This window comes from Calditerricola satsumensis (assembly GCF_014646935.1).
Lineage (GTDB): Bacteria > Bacillota > Bacilli > Calditerricolales > Calditerricolaceae > Calditerricola > Calditerricola satsumensis.
Genome location: NZ_BMOF01000021.1, coordinates 13,709 through 36,300 on the forward strand (window position 1 = coordinate 13,709; position 22,592 = coordinate 36,300).

General features: G+C 66.0%; 26 protein-coding genes. 5 read left to right on the forward strand and 21 right to left on the reverse strand.

The genetic code is table 11. The features are described from left to right. Positions 1–10 precede the first annotated feature (10 nt). The 5 genes from IEX61_RS06405 to IEX61_RS06420 all read right to left on the reverse strand — a co-directional run bounded on the left by IEX61_RS06405 (position 11) and on the right by IEX61_RS06420 (position 3,668). On the reverse strand, positions 11–802 hold the full coding sequence (locus IEX61_RS06405; RefSeq protein ID WP_188817205.1) for an SDR family oxidoreductase: 792 nt from the start codon (positions 800–802) through the stop codon (positions 11–13). Between the two features lie 139 nt (positions 803–941). Further along, entirely contained in the window at positions 942–1,610 is a 669-nt protein-coding gene (locus IEX61_RS06410; RefSeq protein ID WP_054671034.1) for a DUF421 domain-containing protein, read from the reverse strand. Between the two features lie 77 nt (positions 1,611–1,687). Next, positions 1,688–1,810 (reverse strand): hypothetical protein, encoded by a 123-nt coding sequence (locus tag IEX61_RS12635; protein ID WP_268238389.1) that lies wholly within the window; start codon positions 1,808–1,810, stop codon positions 1,688–1,690. Beyond that, a complete protein-coding gene (locus tag IEX61_RS12700; protein ID WP_054671037.1) occupies positions 1,807–2,994 on the reverse strand; it encodes a sensor histidine kinase in 1,188 nt (395 codons plus the stop codon). Before IEX61_RS12700 ends, IEX61_RS12635 begins: the two co-directional genes overlap by 4 nt. A 5-nt stretch (positions 2,995–2,999) precedes the next feature. Beyond that, positions 3,000–3,668 carry a response regulator transcription factor gene (locus IEX61_RS06420; RefSeq protein WP_054671041.1) on the reverse strand — a complete coding sequence of 223 codons (669 nt, stop codon included), beginning with the start codon at positions 3,666–3,668 and terminating at the stop codon, positions 3,000–3,002. A 126-nt stretch (positions 3,669–3,794) separates the two neighbouring features. Here IEX61_RS06420 and IEX61_RS06425 point away from each other — a divergent pair, with 126 nt between their 5' ends. After that, complete coding sequence (locus IEX61_RS06425) at positions 3,795–4,670, forward strand: YetF domain-containing protein (RefSeq protein ID WP_054671044.1); 876 nt, start codon at positions 3,795–3,797, stop codon at positions 4,668–4,670. Position 4,671: 1 nt separating this feature from the next. Then, positions 4,672–5,037: a DUF4363 family protein gene (locus tag IEX61_RS06430; protein ID WP_054671046.1), complete on the forward strand. Its 366-nt coding sequence runs from the start codon at positions 4,672–4,674 to the stop codon at positions 5,035–5,037. 44 nt (positions 5,038–5,081) lie between these two features. On the opposite strand, the gene IEX61_RS06435 is transcribed toward IEX61_RS06430, so the two are convergent. The 5 genes from IEX61_RS06435 to glsA form a co-directional block, all read right to left on the reverse strand. Then, a complete protein-coding gene (locus IEX61_RS06435; RefSeq protein ID WP_054671050.1) occupies positions 5,082–5,288 on the reverse strand; it encodes a DUF1657 domain-containing protein in 207 nt (68 codons plus the stop codon). Positions 5,289–5,293: 5 nt separating this feature from the next. Beyond that, positions 5,294–7,018, reverse strand: coding sequence for a S8 family peptidase (locus IEX61_RS06440; protein WP_229725746.1), 1,725 nt, complete (start codon positions 7,016–7,018; stop codon positions 5,294–5,296). A gap of 200 nt (positions 7,019–7,218) precedes the next feature. After that, positions 7,219–8,277: a spore cortex-lytic enzyme gene (sleB, locus tag IEX61_RS06445; protein WP_188817208.1), complete on the reverse strand. Its 1,059-nt coding sequence runs from the start codon at positions 8,275–8,277 to the stop codon at positions 7,219–7,221. A 147-nt stretch (positions 8,278–8,424) separates the two neighbouring features. After that, on the reverse strand, positions 8,425–8,709 hold the full coding sequence (locus tag IEX61_RS06450; RefSeq protein WP_054670823.1) for an Fpa/YlaN family protein: 285 nt from the start codon (positions 8,707–8,709) through the stop codon (positions 8,425–8,427). 61 nt (positions 8,710–8,770) lie between these two features. Then, the gene (gene glsA / locus IEX61_RS06455; RefSeq protein WP_054670820.1) at positions 8,771–9,709 is read right to left on the reverse strand and encodes a glutaminase A; all 939 of its coding nucleotides are present in this window, start codon (positions 9,707–9,709) and stop codon (positions 8,771–8,773) included. Between the two features lie 161 nt (positions 9,710–9,870). Here glsA and IEX61_RS06460 point away from each other — a divergent pair, with 161 nt between their 5' ends. Next, positions 9,871–10,374, forward strand: a complete 504-nt coding sequence (locus tag IEX61_RS06460) for a molybdopterin-binding protein (RefSeq protein ID WP_054670817.1) — start codon at positions 9,871–9,873, stop codon at positions 10,372–10,374. Between the two features lie 109 nt (positions 10,375–10,483). Here IEX61_RS06460 and IEX61_RS06465 read toward each other — a convergent pair whose 3' ends face one another. Beyond that, a complete protein-coding gene (locus IEX61_RS06465; protein ID WP_229725748.1) occupies positions 10,484–11,404 on the reverse strand; it encodes an EamA family transporter in 921 nt (306 codons plus the stop codon). Between the two features lie 157 nt (positions 11,405–11,561). Between IEX61_RS06465 and yfkAB the strand changes: the two genes are divergently transcribed. Beyond that, the gene (yfkAB, locus tag IEX61_RS06470; RefSeq protein WP_054670808.1) at positions 11,562–12,707 is read left to right on the forward strand and encodes a radical SAM/CxCxxxxC motif protein YfkAB; all 1,146 of its coding nucleotides are present in this window, start codon (positions 11,562–11,564) and stop codon (positions 12,705–12,707) included. A gap of 95 nt (positions 12,708–12,802) precedes the next feature. Here yfkAB and IEX61_RS06475 read toward each other — a convergent pair whose 3' ends face one another. From IEX61_RS06475 to IEX61_RS06500, 6 genes are all read right to left on the reverse strand, one after another. Continuing rightward, positions 12,803–13,009 carry a hypothetical protein gene (locus IEX61_RS06475; RefSeq protein WP_054670805.1) on the reverse strand — a complete coding sequence of 69 codons (207 nt, stop codon included), beginning with the start codon at positions 13,007–13,009 and terminating at the stop codon, positions 12,803–12,805. A gap of 151 nt (positions 13,010–13,160) precedes the next feature. Then, a complete protein-coding gene (locus IEX61_RS06480; RefSeq protein WP_188817210.1) occupies positions 13,161–13,955 on the reverse strand; it encodes a carbon-nitrogen family hydrolase in 795 nt (264 codons plus the stop codon). Between the two features lie 50 nt (positions 13,956–14,005). Beyond that, positions 14,006–14,578 carry a hypothetical protein gene (locus tag IEX61_RS06485; protein ID WP_188817212.1) on the reverse strand — a complete coding sequence of 191 codons (573 nt, stop codon included), beginning with the start codon at positions 14,576–14,578 and terminating at the stop codon, positions 14,006–14,008. A gap of 13 nt (positions 14,579–14,591) precedes the next feature. Then, positions 14,592–15,131 (reverse strand): gamma carbonic anhydrase, encoded by a 540-nt coding sequence (locus tag IEX61_RS06490; RefSeq protein ID WP_188817214.1) that lies wholly within the window; start codon positions 15,129–15,131, stop codon positions 14,592–14,594. A gap of 19 nt (positions 15,132–15,150) precedes the next feature. After that, a complete protein-coding gene (locus tag IEX61_RS06495) occupies positions 15,151–16,599 on the reverse strand; it encodes a S41 family peptidase (RefSeq protein WP_188817216.1) in 1,449 nt (482 codons plus the stop codon). Between the two features lie 172 nt (positions 16,600–16,771). Beyond that, positions 16,772–17,986 (reverse strand): rhomboid family intramembrane serine protease, encoded by a 1,215-nt coding sequence (locus IEX61_RS06500; RefSeq protein ID WP_188817218.1) that lies wholly within the window; start codon positions 17,984–17,986, stop codon positions 16,772–16,774. Positions 17,987–18,184: 198 nt separating this feature from the next. On the opposite strand from IEX61_RS06500, the gene IEX61_RS06505 reads away from it, so the two are divergent. After that, on the forward strand, positions 18,185–18,472 hold the full coding sequence (locus tag IEX61_RS06505) for a late competence development ComFB family protein (RefSeq protein WP_054672838.1): 288 nt from the start codon (positions 18,185–18,187) through the stop codon (positions 18,470–18,472). Positions 18,473–18,488: 16 nt separating this feature from the next. Here the strand turns inward: IEX61_RS06505 and IEX61_RS06510 are convergent, their stop codons facing one another. From IEX61_RS06510 to cbiB, 4 genes are all read right to left on the reverse strand, one after another. Beyond that, entirely contained in the window at positions 18,489–20,045 is a 1,557-nt protein-coding gene (locus IEX61_RS06510; RefSeq protein ID WP_054672841.1) for a cobyric acid synthase, read from the reverse strand. Further along, a complete protein-coding gene (locus IEX61_RS06515) occupies positions 19,951–20,655 on the reverse strand; it encodes a histidine phosphatase family protein (protein ID WP_188817219.1) in 705 nt (234 codons plus the stop codon). Before IEX61_RS06515 ends, IEX61_RS06510 begins: the two co-directional genes overlap by 95 nt. After that, the gene (gene cobD / locus IEX61_RS06520) at positions 20,637–21,800 is read right to left on the reverse strand and encodes a threonine-phosphate decarboxylase CobD (protein WP_188817222.1); all 1,164 of its coding nucleotides are present in this window, start codon (positions 21,798–21,800) and stop codon (positions 20,637–20,639) included. The genes IEX61_RS06515 and cobD overlap by 19 nt, the downstream gene beginning before the upstream one ends. Positions 21,801–21,875: 75 nt before the next feature. Next, positions 21,876–22,592, reverse strand: a 717-nt coding sequence (gene cbiB, locus IEX61_RS06525) for an adenosylcobinamide-phosphate synthase CbiB (protein WP_188817225.1), incomplete at its 5' end; no start/stop codon positions are given.

Sequence of the window (22,592 nt, forward strand, 5' to 3'; positions counted from 1 at the left end):
CTCCCTCGGGTTAGAGCGCCTTGACCAGGCCGCCGTCAATCAGCAGCGTTTGTCCCGTCACGTAGGTGTTGGCTTCCGAAAGCAGGAACGCGGCCACCCGCGCAAACTCTGCGGGGGCACCGTACCGGCGAAGCGGAATGAGCGCCTCCGTCTCCCGCTGCACGTCCTCGCGCGACCGGCCTTCCCGGGCCGCGCGCGCCTCGTCCAGCTCGCGCAGCCGGTCGGTGGCGATGCGCCCTGGACAAAGGGTGTTGACCAGGATGCCCTCCGGCCCCAGTTCAACGGCCAGCGTTTTCATCAGCGCCTGCACACCGGCGCGCATCACATTGGAGAGAACCAATCCCGGAATGGGCTCCTTGACGGACGACGAAGCGATCGCCACGATCCGCGCCCCGCCCGCGCGGCGCATCAGAGGCAAAAAGGCGCGCACGAGGCGCACGGCGCTCAGCAGGTTGGTCTGGAACGCCTGTTCCCATGCCTCGTCCGAGAAGGAGGCAAAGGGGCCGCTGGGCGGTCCCCCGGCATTCAGCACCAGGGCGTGCACCCGGTCGAAACGGTTTTCCACCTCGGCCGACAGCCGGTGAATCGCCTCAGGCTGGCTCACGTCCGCCGCGATGGCCAGGGCGACGGGACGACCCGTCTCCTCCTCCAGTTTTGCGGCGGCCTGCGCCACGCGCTCGCGATCGCGGCTGCAGATGACGACGTGGGCCCCCTCGCGAAGAAGCTCGGCGGCAATGGCGTACCCGATCCCCTTACTCGCCGCCGTGACGACGCACACCTTGCCGTCGAGACCAAGCTCCATCTCCTCATCCCCCTCTTTCTGCTCTGCGGTGGAACGGAAAACGGTGGACCCGCCTCTTCGTTTCGACGCGCACCGCGCCGTTCCCTGCTTCCCTCCCCGCCCAACTTCGCTCCTTCCCCGGGCCGTTGAAACGCGGGCCTCAATGGTTCACTTTGTGCTTTTGAGACAGGCCATCCTCTTTCAGGTCCACAGAAACGGTTCCGTCGGGGAGAAGGGCCATGTAATCGACGTCGGCAAGGGTCACGTTGCGCCGCGCCAGCTCCCTTTCCAGCCACGTGCGATCCAGTTGGTTTTCGGCCAGGTTCTTGTCGATGATCGTCCCGTCCACCACAAGAGGATACGCCAAAGGGGCCGGCTCCTTCGTGCGGATGACGCTGAGGGAGCCGTTGGGCTCCACAATGGCCGTCTGCACGTCGGCCAGCTGAAAGATGCCCTTTTGGCGGAGCATCATCATCAGGTCGTCATGGGTGAGGCGCAACTTTTTGAGGTTCTCCTCCAGGATTTTGCTTTGGTGCACGACAAGGGTAGGCTCCCCTTCCAGGAGCAGGCGCCCCCGGTACGACTTGAGGCTGACCCAGCTCATTGTGGCCATGAGCACAACCCACAAGACCAGGGCGAAAAGGGACGCCACCAGGCCGATCGTCCGGTCCACCACCGCCTGGGCGGCAATGGAACCCAGAACGATGCCGGTGACGTAATGGAAATACGTGAGCTGACCGATCTGCTTCTTGGCCTCCAGCCGCGTGACCAGAAGCAGCGCGGCGAAAACGAGCAGCGTGCGCACCGTGATGTCTACGATGAGCGGCATCGTCTGTCTCCTCCCTTCGGGGCATGGCACATGGCTCCCTCCATAACCTGCCCCGGGAGGGTATCCCTTATCACCGGCTACATCATCCGGTACTCGTCGAGAAACCGGATGAACGCCAGCGGCAACGCCACCAGCTGAAGGCCCACGAACGGAGCGGCCAACAGAAAGCCGAGCAGCTTCACCACGCTCACCGCGCTCACCTTCCTTGCCGGAGTGGGATTTCCATTATACGTCGACAGCCTCCGGCATTCCTGAGAAGGCGATGAGAAAACGATGAGCGTTCGCGAAAAAAGATCCGGCTTGGGTCATTCCCCGCGGTACCGCGGGAGGCAGACGCGGAAGGTCGTCCCCTGCCCGAGGGCGCTTTCCACCTCGATGCGGCCGCCATGGGCCTGGACGATGGCCTTCGCAATGGCCAGTCCCAAACCGCTGCCCCCGCGCCGACGCGCGCGGGCCTTGTCGACGCGGTAGAACCGCTCGAACACAGCAGGGTCAGGTTGACCAGCGCCTTGGGGCCTTTCGCCTCCGGTTCCGTTTCCAGGCGGGCCAGAAACAGGAGGTCATGGGTCAGCCGCTTCATGCGCGTGACATGGTGCTCGATGGCCGCCAGCGCCTCGTCGCGCACCGAGGGGTCGGCGGCCCCCCAGCGGCGCAGAAGGCGCAGGTACCCCTCGATTACCGTCAGCGGCGTCTTCAGCTCGTGCGACGCGTCGGCGACAAACTGGCGCTGTCGGCTCAAGAGGGCATTGATGCGCCCCAGCAGGTCGTTGAAGGTGGACGCCAGTTCGGCCAGCTCGTCACGGCTATTGGGCACGGGGACGCGGGGTTCGGGAACGGACGGGGAGATGCTGCGAACGGTGCGAATCATGCTCGTCACCGGACGAAACGCAAGGCGCGTCATCCCGTACCCTCCGACCACCGCCCCAACCAGGACGAACGCCGAGCCGAGAACCGTGGTCTTGACCACCCGTTCCATGTGGCGGCGGGCTTCGCCCATGGCCGAGGCCAAAACCAACACTTCGTCCCCGTTGCTGGTGAGGGGAAGGGTTACCGTGAGAACCGGCGCGGAAGCCCCGCCCCCAGTGGGCGGCGAAGCGCGAAAGAGGCCGTGCGGATCGGCTTCGGCCACCACCACCCCCCGTTGCAGCAGGCGAACCGCTTCCTGGTCTCCCACGTGCGAGCGCAGCCAGGCATTCTGATCCGTCAAGTAGGGGCGAACTTCATGGTACAACTCCACGAGGTCGTGCACCTTGTCGGAAAGCCGCTCCCGTTCGGCGTACTGAAAATATTCCCACAACACGCGGTACACGAAGACGTTAAACAGCAGAAGGAGCGCCACCAGGCCGATGGTGGAAAACAGGGTCAGCCGCCACTTGATGCCCATGGGTCTCACTCCCGCGCCACATAGCCGACGCCGCGCACCGTCTGGATGACCTTCTCGCCAACGGGACCCAACTTGCTGCGCAGGTAGCGGATGTACACGTCCACCACGTTGGAGTCCCCCGTGTACGCGTAGCCCCAAACGCGGTCCAGGATCACATCGCGCGACATGACGTGGTTTTTGTTGCGAACGAGGAACGCCAGGAGGTCAAATTCCCGGGCGGTCAGGTCTACCTCCCGGCCCTGAACGAAGACACGCCGCCCTTTCACATCAATCCGAATCCCGCCACACTCGTACACCCCGGCGTCGCGCCGCTCCTTGCGAAAGAGGGCGCGAATGCGGGCCAGAAGCTCCTCGATGGCAAAGGGTTTCGTCACGTAGTCATCGGCACCGCTGTCAAGGCCAAGCACCTTGTCCGAGACGCTGTCGCGCGCCGTGAGCATGATGATGGGGACATCTTTTTCCGCCCGCACGCGGCGGCACAGCTCGATCCCGTCGAGCGACGGCAGCATGATGTCGAGCAGGATCAGGTCCCACGTCTGGGTGAGGGCGAGCGCCAACCCTTCCCGACCGTCGTGGCAGATATGGGTACGAAACCCTTCATGTTCCAATTCCAATTGCAAAAAGCGCGCCAGGTGCACCTCATCTTCGACAATCAGCACGCGCTTGGCGTCCATCTTTTCCGTTCCCCCCTCCGTCGCCCTCCATTATAGCACGCCGTACAGCGGCGTCGTTCCGCGCCACATGCATGGGCCGTTTCGGGAGGTGGAAAACTATCCCTCGACGGGATGGGGGTGAACCGCATGTCGTTCAGCCTGCTCGTGTTCGTGCGCAGCCTGATCGCCTTTGCCGCCCTGTTTCTCTTTGCCCGCATCATTCGAAAACAGCAGATCGGCCAGATGACCCTTTTCGAGTACCTGACCGGCATCACCATCGGCTCCATCGCCGCGTCCCTGTCGGTCGAATTGGAAGACGAACCGGTGCCCACCCTGGTCGGCATTGCCACCTGGGGCGGCATCACACTGGGGATTGCCGTTGTCAGCCTGAGGAGCCAACGCCTGCGCCGCTTTTTCGAGACGGAACCCCGCGTTCTCATCCGTGACGGCCGCATCATCGAAGAAAACCTGCGCAAAGAGCGCATGACCATGGATCAACTGCTCATGAACCTGCGCCTCAAAAACGTGTTTCGTGTGGAAGACGTCGCCTATGCCATTTTGGAAGCCAACGGCCAGGTGAGCGTGCTCCCGAAGGCGGACAAGCGTCCCCTCCAGCCCCACGACCTGAATCTGCCCGTCTCTGCGGAATCGCTGCCCTTCACGGTGATCAAAGACGGCCAGATCAACCACCAGCGGCTGGCCGAGGCGGGACGCACCACCACCTGGCTCATGGGGGAACTGAAGCGCCAGGGCATCGACCGTGTCGAAGACGTCTCCCTCGCCCAACTGGACGATCAGGGGAAGCTGTTTGTCGACCGCAAGGGGGAGTGGGAAGAAGGGGCCTACCCGTCCGGTAAGCAGCTTGTGGCCAACCTGGAGAAGCTGCTGGTCGACCTGCACCAATTCGCCCTGGAAACCGACGATCCGCGCGCCCGCCGCGACTACCGGCGCGCGGCGCAGCATGTGGAAACCATCCTGGGGCGCCTCAAACGCCATTTTCGCGAAACGACGAAGGAGGGATAACGTGCGGCTGCGGCTTTTGGCGTTGGCCCTGTTGGGATGCCTCGGGCTGGGGCTTGCGGCCGGATGCGCCAATCCCTTTAAAGCGCCCTTGTCGCCGGAGCAGGACGTGCTCGGGGCCGCCCGCGCCACCCTGCGCGCCGTGGAAGAGGGGCAATGGGCCACCGCAGACGAACAGTACGGCCGGCTCGTTGCCGCGTGGCGGGCCATCCACCGCCGCGTCTACCTGAACGCCGACGAGGGAGACATCCGCGCCTTCGAGGAAACCCTGTCCGAACTGCGCGCCTACCTGCGCCACCGGGAACAAACCGATGCTCTGGCCACGCTCTATCGGTTGGAAACGCTGTGGCACGACATCGCCAAATTCTAAGTCGCGGACAAACGCCCCCTCTGCACGAGGGGGCGCCGCCGTTGTTATTGCTTCTTGTACTGCGGCTCTTGCTGCATCACGTAGTTCACGCGGCTTTGGAGCGAGTTGACCACGCTGTCCATTGTCTGGGCCAGCTGCTGGTACAGCTGCTTGGCCTGCTGGTCTTGCGTTTCCAGGGCGTAAGACTTGAGGTCCGCCGCGACGCCTTGGGCGCTCGCCAGCGTCGTCTGCAGGCGGCTGCCAATGGTCATGCGTTTCACCTCCTCTCCGTTTGTCCACCCCTAATATGAGCGCTCCGCTCCACTTTTACGTCTGGAATTTGCTGTGGGACGAGACGCCACCCGCGTTCGACCATGCGCACCACGGCGGCGCGGAGGGTCAGGGGGCTTCGGGCCTTCTCCGGCGAAAGAGGAGGAGCGAGAAAGCCGGCCGGCCGCGATCCGCGCCCGGCATCGCGCTCGAACGCTTCCAACAGGCGATCGAATTCGCCGAGGGTCACGTGCCGTCGCTGGCGCAGCTCGCGAGCCAGATCCGCGCCGCGATGGCCAAACACGTGGCTCAGCAACGCGGTCAGCTCGTTTCCGGTCAAGCCCCGGCCCTGTGCCGAATCGGTCAGGCCCAGGCGGCGCAACAATTGCGCCAGGCGCTGCGCAACCGTGTCCACTCGCCGTTCGTACGTGACTGCGGCTTCCCGCAGCGCGGCGGCCACATCCACCTGTCCATGTCCGTACAGCGGATCCCACCCCGGACGTCCGAGGTCCCGGGACGTGCGGATCAAGAGGGCCATCACTTCCCGGTTGCTCAGGGTGGGGTTAACCGAACGAACCAGCGCGGCCACACCGGCCACATGGGGGCTGGCCATCGACGTCCCCGACAGGGCGGCGTATTGGTTGTTCGGGAAGGTGCTGGCGATGTCGTCTCCCGGGGCGGTCAGGTCGATCGACGAGCCGTAATTGGAATAGGAGGCCAACTGCCGGTCGGGCCGCAGGGCGGAAACGGCCAGCACCTCCGGATAGGAGGCCGGGAAGCCCGAGTCCGGCAACGCGTCGTTGCCGGAGGCGGCAACGAGAACCACATCCCGTTCAAAGGCGTACCGCACGGCATCGCGCAGGTACCGGGACTCCACGTAGTTTCCCAAACTCAGGTTGATCACCTTTGCCCCGTTGTCCGTGGCCCAGATGATGCCGTCGCCGACATCAAACAGGTTGCCGGCCCCATTGGCATCCAAGACCTTGACCGGCATGATGCGGCACTGCCATGTCACACCGGCCACACCGCGGTGGTTGTTCGTCCGCGCGGCGATAATTCCGGCCACGTGGGTGCCGTGCCCTTGATCGTCTTGCGGGGGGGCGCCCGGGTTCAAAATGTTGCGTCCCGGAACCAGTTGCCCGCGCAAGTCCGGGTGATCGAGATCGACGCCGGTGTCAACGACGGCGACGATGACCGTCGGTTCGCCCGTTGAAATTCGCCATCCGCGCTCACTGCCGATGAGCTGCAGGTTCCACTGGTAGGGACGGTAAAATTCGTCGTTGGGCACCCGTTTGCGTGCACGGGTGTCCGGCCGATTCGACGGCGGCCCTTTGGCGTCGCCTTCGCGAATCGTGTGGGTTTGAAAGACGTAGTTGGGTTCGACGTAAGTCACCCCTTTGTCGCTGAAGAAGCGAATCAGTTCCTCGGTGCTCTTGGTGCGCGAACGCACGATGCAGACGAGATGGTTGTGGCGAACATGCACGGCATCCACCGTATCCAGCCACCGGCGCATCGTCTGCTCGTCCGGGTGGCGGGCAAACCGGATCACCACTTCGCCTTCGCGGTAATGCAGCGCGTTGGGCTGGCCGCGCGCCTGCAGGCGGGGGTCCGCGGTCGGCGCGGGTGCACGCATCCGGGCATTCTCGTCATGCGCCGGCGGCTGTGCCAAGCGCACGCTGGGCAAAAGGGCCACCGCCAGGACCATCGCCAACCACCAAAGCCTGCGCGTCACCGCAATCCCTCCTCGCAAACCGGCATCGCCTTCTCCACCTCGCCCAAACTTGTGCTCGAGGTCTGCCCCCTTAGTTTGCCGCGTTCCGCCCTTACGCCCGTCGAGAAAAAAAGGAAAGGCCCCGATGTCGGGGCCAAACGGTTCAGGGTTTTTCCTCGCCCATACCGCGAGGAAGAAACGGCGGACGGTTCGAGTGGGGATCATTTGGTGAAGATGTGCTTGCCGATGCGTTTGATTTGCGGTCGGCTCCAAATCCACTTGGAGGTGGAACGGTCGGGATTGAAGTAGTAGAGGGCGCCGCCGGTGGGATCCCAACCGTTCAACGCGTCGATGACGGCTCGCCGCGCCGACCGGTCGGGCGTGAGCCAAATTTGCCCGTCGCTGACGGCCTCAAAGGCGAGCGGCTCGAAGATCACACCGGCCGGCGTGTTGGGAAAGGCCCCGCTTTCCAGGCGGTTTAAGATCACCGCGGCCACCGCCACCTTCCCCACGTACGGTTCACCACGCGCCTCGGCGTGGACCGCGCGGGCCATCAATTCGATGTCGCGGGCGGAAAAGCCCCGGAACCCTGGCGTTTGCACAGGGCGACGCACCGGTGGACGGGCCGGCGTCGCAACGCGCGGAGGCGCAGAAGGCGCCACCTGGCGCGGAGGAGCAGGCTGCTGCGGCGCGACGCGGGCCTCCATTCCCCACCGCCAGTGCTTGGTGGCCGCCCACAGTTTGCCCTGGGTGCGCACCCCGGCAATGCCGTCGACGGGAAGGCCAAAGCGGGCTTGGAACGTCCGCACCGCCCGCAGCGTGCGCCAGCCGTAGCGCCCGTCGATGGGCCCGGGATCGTAGCCGAGAAACTTCAGGCGCGCCTGCATCTCGCGCACCCGCGGTCCCCGTGATCCCATTTTCAGAATCGGGATGGTCGGTTTGCCGGCGCGCTTTTCCAATCCGGGATACCAGTGTTTCGTGGCCTGCCACAGCTTCAACTTGGTGCGTGGCCCGACCACGCCATCAACCCGCAAGCCCCATCGGTATTGAAACTGACGCACAGCCAGGTACGTCCGACGGTCGAAGTGGCCGTGAATCGGTCCCGTATAGAGTCCCAACAGTTTGAGACGGCCTTGCAATTCGTAGACATCGCCACCGCGCATGCCCATCCACAGCGTCTGCTGGCCGAATGCAACCGCCCTCTCCGTCATGGGCGGCAGGGTGGTCGAGGCCAAGAGGGCAACAAGCAGCGCGAAAAGAAGCTGCCATCGTTTTGCCATCGCCATTCCTCCCGGTCGGGACTTGGTCGTCCATAGTGTTCCGACCGGGGGAGGTGTTTTATGCACACCCTGGGAAAAGACAAAAAGACCCTATGGGTCACCGGCAGCGGGCCTCATCAGAGGGATCCTCACCCTTTGTCCCTTTGGCTACCGCCGTTGGTTGTAGGCCTCATGGATCTTGGTCAGTTTTTGCTCCAATTCATCGAGCAGTTGTTTGCCCGTCGCCTCGTCGATCAGCCCCAAGCGGACCGCAAAATCGATTTCCCGCGAGAACCCAAACATCTGCGTGTCCAGGACCTCTTCGTAGAGCGGGCATTGGGGCGTGGTCAAGTTTTCCATTTGCACCTCGATCAACTTGCTGATTTTTTCCGCGTCAGCCTGGAGCAATTTGAGGGCTTTTTGACTGACTTCGGTGGCGATGTTGGTGGACAAGACCATCCCTCCGATCCAACGGTTCGTTCACCGCTATTGTATCATAACCGCCCCCTGCGGACTAGAAGAGGGAGAGGCGCAGGACCCCTGCCAGATCGGTCAGCAGCGAAAGGCCGGCGACACTGTTCCCCTTGTCATCTAAGGCGGGCCCATACACACCCAGGCCCACGCGCTTCGGAACCGCGGCCAGCACGGCGCCGGAGACGCCGCTTTTGGCGGGAATGCCCGCCTGCACGGCAAAGCGTCCCGATTCGTTATAAAGCCCGCACGTCACCATCAGCGCGCGGGCAATGCGCACCACCTCCCGCGGCACCAGTTGCTCACCCGACCACGGGGCCACGCCGTCAAAGGCCAACACCGCCCCCATGCGGGCCAGATCGGCGCATGTCACCTCGATGGCGCACTGCTGAAAATAGACGGCCAGCACCTCCTCCACGTCGGCTTCCCGAGGCAACGCGCCTATGGCGCGCATGAAATACGCCAGCGCCCGGTTCCGGTCACCGGTCTCCCACTCCGAGCGATACACCCGCTCATTGATCGCCACCGCGTCGTTGCCACACAGCCGGCGGACAAAGGACAGCAGCCGGGCGATGCGCGCTTCAGCGGTCTCACCCGCAACGAGCCACGTAACGGCAATGGCTCCCGCGTTGATCATCGGGTTGAGCGGCTTGGCCGGATCGCGCAGCTCCAGCTTGAGGATGCTGTCAAAGGGTTCACTCGTCGGCTCCATGCCGACATGCTGAAACACCGTATCCGGCCCGCGGTCCATGAGGGCGAGGAGTAAGGCAGGCACCTTGGACACGCTCTGCAACGTAAAGGGTACGTCGGCGTCCCCCGCCGCCACGATGCGCCCATCGGCCAGGCACACGGCCACACCCAAGTGCAGCGGATCGGCATCGCCCAACGCCGGGATGTAGGTGGCCAGCTTCCCCTTTCGGGCCACGGCCCGGTGGGCGTCGACCCGTTCGCGCAAGAGGCGCTCCAGCGCGTCGGGGCTCATTTCCCCGCGCCCGCTATCGGAACCCATGGTTTGCGACACCTCCTTTTCGCTTGTAGTGTGCCGCCCCCCGCGCCGACGCTATGCCGGCGATCCGCGCGTGTCCGCCCGGCCGTGCTATAATGGGAGCACGACGAACAACGGGAAAGGAGGTTGCGCCCCCGATGGCGGACGTCATCGTCATCAAAGGAAAGGTGCGCTACACCATCACCCTCGACCCCACCGTGTGGATTTTCGACGACCGAAAAGTGCCAATGGCCCAGGCCTTTGATCCGGCACGTGAAACCGAAGAAAAGGCGGCACGCCGGGACGCGGAAGCGCTGACGGCCGCCGAACGGTGGGTCGCCGCCTTGCGCGACGGCGCGGTGCCGACCGCCAAGAGTGAAGCCCTGCACGCGGCCAAACAGGCGCTGGAAGGCGATTGGGGAATGCCACTGGCCCCCTTCCTGCAAAACGCCGGCCCTGACCCCGACGCCACCGCCGTGATCTGTCACCTGGAAAACGGCGAACGCGTTGCCCTGTCCATGGAGGAGGCCAAGGGGGCCATTCTCCAGTTCGCCAAGGACGGCAAGCCGATTCGCGACGAGGGTCCGGTTCACCTCTATTACGGAGACGGCCGCAACCGCGACAACCCCATCAAAGGCATCGCCGTGATGGAAGTGGTGTGACCCCTTCCTCGCTGGCAGCCTCAACAAAAGCAAGCGCCCTCCCACGGCGCTGTGCCGTGTGGAAGGGCGCTTGCCGGCGAGTACGCGGTGGTTTTTTACGTGGGCACCTCTACTTCCGGTCGCGCCCCGACGCGGGCATAGGGCTTCGTGTGCGCAGCCAGCGGGGCGGTTTCAGCTCGGCCACACCGATACCAAACAGGATCAACGCGACACCCAACCACTGCCAAAGGGAAACCGCCTCGCCGAGCACGAAGCGGGACATGAGCACCGCCGTGGGCAATTCGGCGGAACCCAAGATGGACGCCAGGCCGGGGCCGATGTGGGGGACGCCGTAGGTAAAAAAGAGCGTCGGCAGCACGGCGCCGAACAAAGCCAGCAAAAATCCCCACAGCGCCAAACGCTCCGCCAAGCTGCCGTCAACCAGGAAGACAGGAGGATACACGAGGAGGGTGGCGACAAAGGAGCCGGTAATCATGATCGGGCTGCGCAGCCACGGCGACACCGTCGGCGCCACGCGTCCGCTGAGGTAGATAAACAAGGCGTAGGAGACGGCGGACAAAAAACCGAGGCCGAGGCCGAGAAGCGGCAAGCGGTCCAGATTGCCTTCGAGCAGGCCGCTGGCCAGCACCGTCCCCGCGAGCAACACGGCCACGGACACCCCTTTCATCGCCGGGGGCGCCTTGCGCGTCGTCAGGGCCTCAAGCAGCACCCCAATCCACGTGAATTGGAACAGCAGCACAATGGCGATGGAGGCGGGAATGTAGCGGAGCGAAGCGTAATAGAAAATCCCTGTGATGCCCACCAGCGAACCGGCGGCGGCGATTTTCATCACCTCGCGCCACGAAAGGCGCACCCACTGGCGGCGAAACGGCCACGCCAAGGCCCAGAGCATCAACATGCCAAACAGCATCTGGCTTCCCGTCACGTGCCCCGTGTCGTAACCGTCGGCGTAGGCCAGTTTGACAAAGGTGGAGAGCACGCCGTAGCTGCACGCCCCGAGAAAGACCAACACCACCGATCGCGCGTACACGTCCATCACTCCTGATTCAACCTCAGCCTGAACGCCAAACCCCTTTCAGCCTACCAATCTCCCGGGGGATTGTAAAGCGAACGCGTGACGGGGTGTGCAGCTTCGGCTCGCCTGCTATAATCGAGGGTGGCAACCGAAACCGATAGGGGGAACCGGCATGAACGCGCAAGGCTTGCGACCGCTGTCCCCGGCCTACGATCCGTGGGACCCCTTTGATACACGGCTCGCCGAGGGCGAGTACCGTCTCACCAGCGTAGAGTTTACCGTAACAACATTATGTAACCTTCGTTGCGAACATTGCGCCGTCGGCGACACCTTGACGACACGCCAAGCGCAGGCGCTGCCGCTCGACCTGCTCTTGCGTCGCCTCGATGAAGTCCCGACGCTCACCACGCTGTCCATCACCGGCGGAGAACCCCTGCTGCACCGCGCAACCGTCGAGGACTACGTCGTCCCGCTCCTGCGCTATGCCCGCCAGCGCGGGCTGCGCACGCAGATCAACACGAATTTGACCCTGGATCCGGCCGTCTACGAGCCGATCCTCCCGTACCTCGACGTGCTGCACATTTCCTTTAACTACACCTCGGCCGACGACTTTGTCGCCATCGCCTTTGACAAGGCCGGCCACACGGTCAGCCCGGCCCACGGGCGGAAGCTGTACGAGCAGCTGGTTTCCAACATACGCGATTTTGCTCAGCGGGGGGTCTTCGTCTCCGCGGAAACGATCCTGACCGAACGCACGGCGCACAAGATCGGCGCCATCCACCGATTGATCGCCGAGTTGGGATGCCGGCGGCACGAGGTCCATCCCCTTTACCCGGTCGACTTTGCCCGCACGATGCGCCTCCTCTCCCTCGACGAGCTGCGTGCGGCCATCCACCGCCTTCTCGACGAGCGGGTGCCGTCGGTGTGGATCCTCTTCGGCACCCTGCCTTTCTTCGCCTGCAGCGACAATCCGGATGACCTGGCCCTGATCCGCCGCCTTCATGAAACGCCGAATGTCACGGTGCGCAACGATCCCGACGGCCGCAACCGCCTCAACGTGAGCATTTTCACCGGCGACATCATCGTCACCGATTTTGGCGACGTCGGGCCCTTGGGGAACATCCGGACCGATTCCCTCGTCGAGGCCTTTGCCCGCTGGCAGGAACACCCGGCAGGCCGCCGATATCGCTGCTTCTGTCCCCAGTCCCGGTGTTGCGGCCCCAATCTCCTGGTAGCCCAAAGCTACTATCCCGACGTGGATTTCACCACGCGAACCGGCGCGCCGCTCGCCGACGCGGCCTCTCTGCCGACCCGGTAACCCAAACGCTCCCGGCCTTGGCTCAATCCGCCGGGAGCGTTTTGCTGGAGAGCGCCTGTCCACCTTCCGGCTGTTTGGACGCCCTTTCCTTGCGCTTACCGCTTGGGGGGCGTGTCCTGCTCTTTCTTTCGCCGGTAATGGCGGAGCAGGGCTTTTGCGCTGCGATCGGCCTGGTCCATCATGCGCACCATGCCTTCGAGCGCTTCGAACAGATGGCGCAGTTGGGAAAACCGTTCCGCCATCGACAGATGCCGGGTGCTCCGACCGAAGGGCCTGCCGTGCTCGTCATGTGGATCCAGCACCGACACCGCCTCCCTCGCTCGAACCTCTCCTACCGTTACGGTATTGTGGTGCTTGAGCGAAGGCGACGGGGCAACGGCCCGATTCCGCCGCACCGCTCTGAAAGGCTGGGCAGCCGGATGCGTCGCCACCCGGCACGGCGTGTTCCCGCCGCTACCGCGCGTAGAGATCGGGCCGCCGATCGGAAAAGACCGGAATCGCATGGCGCGCCTTGGCCACGCGGTCCAGGTGGACGTCGGCGATCAGGATCTCTTCCCGCTGCAGCGCCTCGCAGACAATCTCCCCCCACGGGTCGACGACCATGGAATGGCCGCAAAAGGACGTTCCCTTGGCCGTTCCGACGCGATTGCAACCGACGACATAGAGTTGGTTTTCAATAGCCCGGGCGATGAGGAGCTGGCGCCAGTGATTCAGGCGGGGATGCGGCCACTGCGCGGGAACGAACAGCACCTGTGCGCCGGCAAGGGCGGCGGTGCGCACCCATTCGGGAAAGCGCACGTCATAGCAGATCACCGTCGCGCACGGCACGTCGTCGATGCGGTAGACGGCGCACGCATCGCCGGCCTGGAAATGGCGGTGTTCCTCCATCGGGCGAAACAGGTGCGCTTTCCGATACGTGGCGATCACGTCGCCCTTTTTGGAAAAGACAAACGACGTGTTGTAGATTCCGTCGGACCGCTTTTCGGCGATGGAGCCGGCCACGATGGCCACGCCCGCATCGCGCGCGACGGCCGACAAGAACGCCTTGGTCTCCTCTCCTTCCCAATCCGCAAGCTGCTCCAGCCGATCCAGATCATACGCCGTGTCCCACAATTCCGGGAACACCACCACATCCGGGTGGTGCGGCATGGCCTGTTCGATCCGTTGGGCCACTTTGTCGCGGTTCGTCCGCGGCGCGCCAAAGGCAATGTCCATCTGCACGACGGCAATGCGAAGTTTCGCGTCCATCGGCTCTCCCCCCCTTGACGGCCCACAGGCTCTCTTCCTTCTGATTCGCGCTAGCCGTTGGACAATCCTTCCGCCGGCCCTCGGGTCGGCGTCCACGTCGTCCGCACCCATTCGCGAAACTGCGCGTAGCGCTCCCCGCCGAGCAGCTTGCGCACCAGTCGGTCCACGTGTTTCAACACGCGCTGTTCATCGCGCTTCACTTGCAAGAGAACGTCTTGTGCCGCTGCATTGTCCACGGCGAGCGTCGCGGTACGTTCCTGCCGATAGCGCTCGACCTTGAGCAACGCTTCCTGTTCGTAACGGGCCACTTCCACAAGATGGCCCCATTCCTCGGCCGTGAGGTTGAGCAGCGCGGCCAGGCGTTTGGCCGAATCCTGAACCTCACCAGTAGGCGACAGCAACAGGCGGTGCAGCACCGGTTGCCGCAACCACGGGTCGGCCGGATCCGCCGCCTCGTTTTCCGGTCCGGCGTCGCCCGGCGTGGCCGTCCCCTCTCCCGGCCGCTCGTCTCCTTCCAAGCCGGGTACACCATGCGGAAGGGGCGGGCCCAACATCTCGTAACAGCCAACGGCAACGGCAACCAGCACAAGGGTGACGGCCACCCGAATGGCCCTTCGGTTCATCGGCGCCCTCCCTCTATCGGCCCGCGCCGCGGATCTGCAGCTGGCGCTCAGCCTCCCGGTATTCCCGCGCCTTTTCCCGATACGATTGGCGAATGCGGGCGAATTCTCGCAGATCGGCCTCGCCGAGCGCGCGCAGCACCCGGGCAGGGGAACCGACCACCAGCGTGCGCGGGGGAACCTTCATCCCGGGCGGGACGAGACACCCGGCCCCGACCATGGCCTCTTCCCCCACTTCCGCCCCGTCAAGGACGATCGCCCCCATGCCGATGAGCGCCCCTCGACGGATGATGCAGCTGTGCAGGATGGCGTTGTGCCCGACCGTCACGTCGTCTTCCACGATCAGCGGTTTGCCCGGGCTCTGATGCAGGGTGCAGTTGTCCTGGATGTTCACCCGCGCGCCGATGCGCGTCGGGGCGATGTCCCCGCGGATCACCGTGTTGTACCACACGCTGCTGTCTTCCCCGATCGTCACGTCGCCCGTCACCACCACGCCCGCGGCCAAAAACACCGTGGGATGGATGGCGGGCCTCGTGCCGCGATACGGCAAGATCATTTCCTCTCCCCCCCTGGTTCTACCGGTTCAGCTGTACGCGCAGCTCAAGGGTGCGGCCGTCCGCCTTTACCACGCGCAATTCCGGAAAGACGCGCGCAAACGCCGCCACCTCCACGTACAGGAGGCCGCCGGCATCCCGCAGCCGCTGGTCGCCAGCCGGCAGCACCAGCCGCCGCTCTCCCTTGGCGAGGGTGACCGCCCGGCGCTTGGCGTCCCACGAAGCCCGGCCGCCGACCAATTCCGCCAGCAGCGCGTCGCGCACGTACCAGCGTCCCCCTTCGGCCAGCCCATCCTTTCCGGCGAAGATGGGGGCGTTGTTGACCGTCGCACGCTCCGGCGTGAAGACCACGCGGATGGCGTCGGCCTGCACCTCCCGCAGGGCGGCAACGACCGGGGCCAGCGCACCGGTGGCCACCCGGTCGGGCTGAAGCCCTACATGGTTGACTGGCCGTTTTTTCGGGGTCATGTACTCTTCAATCGTCACCTTGAGCACGCCGCCGCTTTTCAACTCCACAACGTTCTGCACGCTGCCCTTGCCAAAGGTGCGCGTGCCGATCAGCTTGACGTGCTGGGGCAGGTTGTCGCGAAGGGCCCCAGCCAGCACCTCCGACGCGCTGGCGCTGCCCTGGTCGACAAGAACCATCACCGGCACGCCAATGGCGGTCCCGCCGCGCACCCATTCGGCTTCCTCCAGGCCATACCGGTTCTTCGTGTACATGAGCACGCCTTCCGGGAAAAACTGCGCGGCGATCTGACGCGCCGTCTTGAGGAGGCCGCCCCCGTTTCCCCGCAGGTCGAGGATGAGGGCGCGCATGCCCGGCGGCTGCTTCAAGAGGCGCAGGGCATTGGCAAACGCCTGTCCCGTTTGCGTGCCAAAGGTGGCGAGGCGGATGTACCCGATGTTCCCCTCCATCCGCGTAAATTCAACGTCCGGCAGGTGAATCCGCTTACGGGTCAGGGTGACCGGGGCCAAGAGCCTCCCCCCGCGCCGCAACGTGAGCGTCACCGCCGTGCCCTCCGGACCGCGAACGCGGGCAAGGAACTCTTCGAATGAAAGGGCGGACGCCGCCTTTCCGTCAACGGCGACAATCTCGTCGCCCGCTTCCAGCCCCCCTGCTGCCGCCGGCGATTGGGGCACGACCCGCTCGACGAAAAACCGCGCGCCTTCCTGCCGAACGGTAATGCCGATGCCCACAAACTCGTTCTCCACGGCCTGGCGGAAGCGTTCCCACTCTTCATCGGTGAAGTATTGCGTGTACGGATCCTTCAACACCGCCAGCATGCCGCGGATGGCGCCGTCCTCCAGGGCCTTCACCGACACGCCGCTGACGTGGTGGCGCGACAGGAGATCCAGAATTTCCTGAACGCGCGCCGCCCCGTCGGCCACGCGGTCCGCCGCATGATACACCGGCATGGTGGCCAGCAACAGGAAAAGGGTCAGCGCCCCTGCAAGCCATCGTCGTTTCATCGCCTTCGCTCCTTTGCGCACGCAGCTGGCCAAGCGCCTCCTCATAGCCTGCCTCGGGCAGCACGCCCCTATTCCCCTACCCTCCGATCCCGCCGGCCCGGTCGTCGAGCGTCCTGCCTTGCCTTTCATTGTACGCCATCCGGCCACCGCTGAACAGCGCGAATAGGGGCCGCTACAAGCCGCCGAGGCGCAGCGCGCCCACCACCAGCATTCCCCACGCCAGAGCAAACCCCAGCCGCGCGGAAAGCCGCCTCTCGCCCGGCAACCCCACCGCTCCGGCGGCCAAGAATCCCCCGAGAAGGCCGCCCAGGTGCCCGTAGTGGTCAACCGACGGCAACACCAAGCCGAGGAGGAGGTTGAGAAGCAAATAGAAAAGGAGGTCGCGGCCCATGGTGCGCACAAAGAGGCGCCTTCGGCGGGTACCAAAGTAGAGCAGCGCCCCCATGAGGCCAAAAATGGCCCCCGACGCGCCGGCAGACAGCGCGGGCGTAAACGCAAAACTCGCCGCCGTTCCGGCAACGCCCGCCGCCACATACACGGCGAAAAACCGCCAGCGCCCAAAGATGCGCTCGACCGCGCCCCCGACGAAGAGGAGGGCGACGGTGTTCACGAGCAAATGGATCAGGCCCACGTGCAGGAACATCGCCGTTATCAGGCGCCACCCTTCGCCCTGCAGGATGCGCCCGTTCTCCTTGGCTCCGAAGCGGATCAGCGTCTCCGCGTCGGTGCTGCTCCCGGCAATTTCCATGCCCGCAAACAGCGCAATGTTGAGCACGGCAAAGAGGGAAACAAAAAACGGCCGGCCGTAGCCAAAGGTCTGGCGCAGTTCCCGCTCGCGCTCCGCCTCGATGGTCCGGATGGCCGCCCGGTAGGCATCGGGCGGCTGCAGGGGCGAACGGGCCATCTCCGCGAGCCATTCGGGCTTAAGGCCCAACCGGCGCAGGGCAGGGCGCGGGGCGATCCACGCCCCCGTTTGCCCGTCGAGAAGGTCGCAGGCGATCTCGAGGTCCGGTACCGGTTCCTTTTCATTCTCCGCCTCCACCGCACGAGCGAGTGGCGCGTCGACGCCGTCGGGAGCCAAGTACAACAGGAGCCCCTCGAGCCGCGAGCGGTCCCACTCGCGGCGCAACCGGTCGGCGGCCAAGCGAAACGCGTCCACATCCTGCGCCAGGCGGTGCGCATCAGACGGGACCGCGGCCAGCCGAATCACCTGCACGGTCCGGCCGCGTTCGCGCGCAAGCAGGAGCCCCGGGGTCCCGGCAGCGTCCTCCTCTGCGCCAAACGGAGCGGTCCCGTTTTCGGGATCGTTCACAAGCGTGTAGTGCGCTTCCTTTACCAACGCGTGCGCCAGCGCCCACAGGTTGCGCTCTGCCGTGTTCCGTTCCAACAACCCGCCCTCCGTTCGCAATCCTGTCCTTTCCATCATACCAAAGCACAGGGCGCGACAACCAGGGGGAGACCCCGCCCCTGGCCGCCGCGCCCGTCCCAACACAACAGAGAAGAAGACTGGAAACCTGCGCCATTCTTTTGGTACGGTATCCTCGGAACCCCACAGAACCAGAACATCCGCGCGGAGGGAAATCGCGTGACCGTTTTCAACATGATGGAAATCCTCGCGAAGGAGATTCTCGACCGCCACTGGGACCATCTGGGCATGCCGTGTTCCTGCGCCACGTGCCGCAACGATGTGCTTGCCCTCTTGCTCAACGCGTTGCCGCCGCGGTACGTGTCAACCGAGAAGGGGCAGATGTTCGTCAAGGCGGCGGCCCTGAACGAGCAGTTTCGCGTCGACCTCCTGCAGGAGCTGTACCGCGCCGCCCGCGCGGTGGCCGCCCGGCCGTCGCACCCGCTGGCGGGTGAAAACGGCGCCTAACCACCGCCGAAGCAGGCTACAAGGACACGCCTACGAGGCGGCCGATGCGGGAGAGGTCGAGGTGTTCAGCCACGGCATCCGCCAGCCGGTCAAAGGCTTCTTCCTTGCGGCGGGCTATGGAGACGCCCGTTTCCACCGGCGGCAGACCCTTTTGGACGCGCAAGCCGTTAAGAAAGCGGCGGCGGAAGCGGTCGTTGTGGAACAGGTCGTGGATGTACGTGCCCCACACCCGGCCGTCGCGCGACACGGCCCCCAAGAGCCCCGTCTCTTCGCCGGAAGCCACCGCGCCGTCCGGGCGCAGAAAGGCGTGGCAGGGGCCCGCCTTCCGGGTGACGCCCATGCGGATCTCGTACCCGGAAACGCGCTGCCCGTCGAGATCCTGCCAGCCCGGCAGCGGGAGGGTGATGACCGCCGTGGTGCGCACCGTACGCTTGTGCGGGGTCAGCTCCGTTTCCACGGGAAGCCACCCCAGGCCGGCCACCGCCCCCCGCGCCGACTCGACGCCGTGCGGGTCGGCAATGCGCAACCCGAGCATCTGAAAGCCCCCGCACAGGCCGACAAGCGTTCCCGCGCCGCGGCCAAACCATGCGCGGAGCGCCTCGGCCAAGCCGGTGTCGACAAGGTAGGCCAGGTCCTCGGCGGTGTTTTTCGACCCCGGCAGGATGACGAGATCGGGATCACCCAGGGCCGCGGGGCGGGACACGTAGCGCACCCGGCAGTCGGGCTCCGCCTCCAGCGCATCGAGATCGGTGAAGTTGGCCGTGCGCGGGTAGACGAGCACGACGATGTCGAGGAAGTCGCGGCGGCTCGCTGGCCACGGCGGCCCGCCGCCCACGCGCCGCTCTAAGACGACGGAATCTTCCGCGTCGATGGCCAGGTCGGAGAGGTAGGGCAGCACGCCGAAGACCGGCTTGCCCGTTCGCGCCTCCAGCCAGCGCAACCCCGGCTCGAGCAGCGTTTTGTCGCCACGAAACTTGTTGACGACAAACCCGGCCACGCGGCGCGCCTCCTCGGCGGTCAGGCAGGCCAGCGTGCCGACAAAGGCGGCAAACACCCCGCCGCGGTCGATGTCGCCCACCAAAAGCACCGGCGCGTCGGCATGCTCGGCCACGCGCATGTTCACGAGGTCGCGGTCCTTCAGGTTAACCTCCGCCGGGCTCCCCGCCCCCTCGATGATGACCAGATCAAAGGCCTCGCGCAACCGGCGGAGGGAGGCGGTGATCGCCGCCCAGGCCCGCTCGTGAAGTTCGGCCCGATAGGCCCGCGCCGAGAAGTTGCCCAGCGGGCGACCGAGGAGCACCACCTGCGCCGTCTGCTCCCCCGTCGGCTTGATCAAGATGGGGTTCATCTCGACACAGGCCGGAACCCCCGCCGCCTCGGCCTGCACGCCCTGGGCGCGGCCGATCTCCAGGCCGTCCGCGGTGACGTAGGCGTTGAGGGCCATGTTCTGCGCCTTGAACGGGGCCACGCGGAGGCCTTTACGGGCAAACAGGCGGCACAGCGCCGTCACGAGGACGCTTTTCCCCACGTCCGACGCCGTCCCTTGCACCATGAGCGTTTTGGCCAGCGCCATACGCACTTCCCTCCCTCATCCCGATGGGCCACACCGTCCACGCGCCGGGCGCCACGCCCGCCGCCCAAAAGGCTTCCGGGACCCCGGAGGCCATGGGCTGCGGCCGTCCCCAGAAGGCGCGCAGGGCACGAAGGCACCCGCCGTGGGTGACCACCAGCACCGTCTGCCCGGCGTGACGGTGCTGCACGTAGGCAAGGAACAGGCCGAGGCGCGCCAGGAGGTCGACAAGCCGCTCGCCGCCTGGCGGGGCGACGGCCAGCGGATCGGCATACCACCGGGCCAGATGCGCCGGGTCGGACGCGGCCACCTCAGCATAGGTCTTCCCCTCCCACGCGCCGAAGGCCAGCTCGCGCAGCGCCGCCGTCACCCGCAGCGGCGGCGCGTCCTTCCGCAGGGCCACCACTCGGCGCGCCGTCTCCGTCGCCCGCGCGAGGTCGCTTGCGTACACGGCGGCCACGGGCACCGCCGCCAGCGCGCGTCCCGCTTCCTCGGCCTGCCGGCGCCCCCGCTCCGTGAGGGGAACGTCGAGATGGCCGAGGTAGCGCCCCTCGGCGTTGCCAACGGCTTCCCCGTGGCGGAGGAACACCAGCGTCACCGCTCGGCCGCCCATGCCCGGATCGCCTCCACCAGCACGTCGTTCTCCCCTTCCGTGCGCACGGCGACGCGCCCCCAGGCCGCTGACAGCCCGCGAAAGGTGTGGCCCGAGCGGATCAGGATCCCCTTCCGGCCGAGGGCCTCCTGCAGGTCGCGCACCGTCGCGCCGGGAAGGTCGAGGCGAAAAAGTAGGTAATTGGCGGCGCTCGGGAACACCGTCACCCCGGGCACGCCCCCCAGGTCTGCGGCCAGCTTTGCCCGCGTCTGCGCCAGCCACCGGCGCGTTTCGACGACAAAGGCCTCTTCCTCCACCAGCGCTTCGCCGACGGCCTGGGCCAGGCCGCCGACGCTCCACGGCACCTGCAGCGCCGCCATGCGTGCAATGAGCGGCCGCGGCCCGGCGACAAACCCCAGGCGCAGCCCCGGAATGGCGAACATCTTGGTAAACGAGCGCAGGACGACGAGGGGCCGGTCGTCGGCCACATGGGAAAGGAGCGTCCGCTCGTCCTCGTCGGGCACAAAATCGAGGAACGCTTCGTCCACCGCCGTCACCGCCCCGCGCCGCCAGAGGGCTTCCAGCACGTCGCGCAGCCAGACCGGCGGGTAGAGATGGCCCGTCGGATTGTTCGGCTGGCCGAAAAAGACCAGGTCCGCCTCCCGGAATCCGTCCACCACCGCGGAGGGGTCGGGCACAAAGCCGTCCTCGGGCCGGGCGATGAGGACCGTCACGGGAATGCCCCGCTTGCGGGCCGCTTCTTCGTATTCCCCGAACGACGGGGCGATGACGCCCACCCGGCGGGGGGCGGCGGCTGCCACGACGAGGTCGATCCCCTCGGCGCCGCCGCTGGTCACGAGGACGTGCTCCGCATCCAGGCCATACCGCCGGGCCAGGCGTGCGCGCAACGCGCGGCAGGCCGGATCGGGATAGCGCGTCACCCACCGGAGGGCGTCAGCGAGAACCGCCTTCACCGATGGCGGCGGCCCGAGGGGGTTAAGATTGGCGGAAAAGTCAAGCACCTTCCCGTCGTCGCGCCACCCGAAGCGCTGTCGGGCCGTCACCCAATCCCCGCCGTGGCCGTAGCGCTCCAGGGCGTCGGCCGACTCGTCCGCAACCCCACGCTCCTGTTCTTCTCCTGCACGGGCCGTCTCCTGCACCAGCATCCCCCCGCTTTCTGCGCCACGTTTCTCCCTTGTCCGTCTTCTTCACACCGCTTGCGTCCGGTGCGGCGTGGACCGCTAGCCACCGGCGAAGCGCATCGTCCCAAGGGCAACCGCGCCCAGCGCTGCCGTCAGCAGGACAAAAGCCGCCGTCGTGGCGTAGAGCATGACCACGCTGCGCCGGATGTCGTCCGCCGTGCGCGCCCGCAACGCCTCGCCCAAGAGGGGCCGATCACTTGGCACGCCGCGGTACCAGTTACGCCCGCCGAGCTGGATGCCGAAGGCGCCGGCCACGACGCTCTCCGGAATGCCGCCGTTGGGGCTGGGGTGCTTGGCTGCGTCACGCTGCCACGCCCTCCACGCCCGCCGCGCCGACCACCCGGGGACGCAGGCGGCCACAGCGACCATCAGGAGGCCGGTAAGACGCGCCGGCACCCAGTTCCAGCCGTCGTCCATGCGCGCCGACCACCATCCCAGGTGGCGGTACCGCGCGTCGCGGTAGCCGACCATGGCGTCGAGGGTGTTGACGGCCCGGTACATGGCCGCCAAGGGCGCACCGCCGAGCAGGGCGAAGACGAGCGGAGCCATGACGGCGTCGGTGGTGTTCTCGGCCACCGTCTCCACCGCGGCACGCACCACCTCGTCCTCGTCCATGCGGTCGGTGTCGCGCCCGACGATGCGCCCCACGCGCGCCCGGGCCGCCGCCAGGTTCCCGGAGGCCAGCGCCGCTTCCACGTCCACCGCCGCCCGCGCCAGCCCGCGCACGGCCACGCACAGCCACGTGACCCCCGCCCC

Bases quoted from the DNA above. Each gene is read 5' to 3' on its own strand.
- IEX61_RS06460 (WP_054670817.1), top strand. From the start codon at position 9,871: ATGGCGGACGTCATCGTCATCAAAGGAAAGGTGCGCTACACCATCACC.
- IEX61_RS06485 (WP_188817212.1), bottom strand. From the start codon at position 14,578: ATGAACCGAAGGGCCATTCGGGTGGCCGTCACCCTTGTGCTGGTTGCC.
- IEX61_RS06410 (WP_054671034.1), bottom strand. From the start codon at position 1,610: ATGCCGCTCATCGTAGACATCACGGTGCGCACGCTGCTCGTTTTCGCC.
- IEX61_RS06420 (WP_054671041.1), bottom strand. From the start codon at position 3,668: ATGGACGCCAAGCGCGTGCTGATTGTCGAAGATGAGGTGCACCTGGCG.
- sleB (WP_188817208.1), bottom strand. From the start codon at position 8,277: ATGGCAAAACGATGGCAGCTTCTTTTCGCGCTGCTTGTTGCCCTCTTG.
- IEX61_RS06495 (WP_188817216.1), bottom strand. From the start codon at position 16,599: ATGAAACGACGATGGCTTGCAGGGGCGCTGACCCTTTTCCTGTTGCTG.
- IEX61_RS06405 (WP_188817205.1), bottom strand. From the start codon at position 802: ATGGAGCTTGGTCTCGACGGCAAGGTGTGCGTCGTCACGGCGGCGAGT.
- cobD (WP_188817222.1), bottom strand. From the start codon at position 21,800: ATGCTGGTGCAGGAGACGGCCCGTGCAGGAGAAGAACAGGAGCGTGGG.
- IEX61_RS06435 (WP_054671050.1), bottom strand. From the start codon at position 5,288: ATGACCATTGGCAGCCGCCTGCAGACGACGCTGGCGAGCGCCCAAGGC.
- IEX61_RS06490 (WP_188817214.1), bottom strand. From the start codon at position 15,131: ATGATCTTGCCGTATCGCGGCACGAGGCCCGCCATCCATCCCACGGTG.
- yfkAB (WP_054670808.1), top strand. From the start codon at position 11,562: ATGAACGCGCAAGGCTTGCGACCGCTGTCCCCGGCCTACGATCCGTGG.
- IEX61_RS06515 (WP_188817219.1), bottom strand. From the start codon at position 20,655: ATGGGCGGCCGAGCGGTGACGCTGGTGTTCCTCCGCCACGGGGAAGCC.
- IEX61_RS06480 (WP_188817210.1), bottom strand. From the start codon at position 13,955: ATGGACGCGAAACTTCGCATTGCCGTCGTGCAGATGGACATTGCCTTT.
- IEX61_RS06510 (WP_054672841.1), bottom strand. From the start codon at position 20,045: ATGGCGCTGGCCAAAACGCTCATGGTGCAAGGGACGGCGTCGGACGTG.
- glsA (WP_054670820.1), bottom strand. From the start codon at position 9,709: ATGAGCCCCGACGCGCTGGAGCGCCTCTTGCGCGAACGGGTCGACGCC.
- IEX61_RS06425 (WP_054671044.1), top strand. From the start codon at position 3,795: ATGTCGTTCAGCCTGCTCGTGTTCGTGCGCAGCCTGATCGCCTTTGCC.
- IEX61_RS12700 (WP_054671037.1), bottom strand. From the start codon at position 2,994: ATGGGCATCAAGTGGCGGCTGACCCTGTTTTCCACCATCGGCCTGGTG.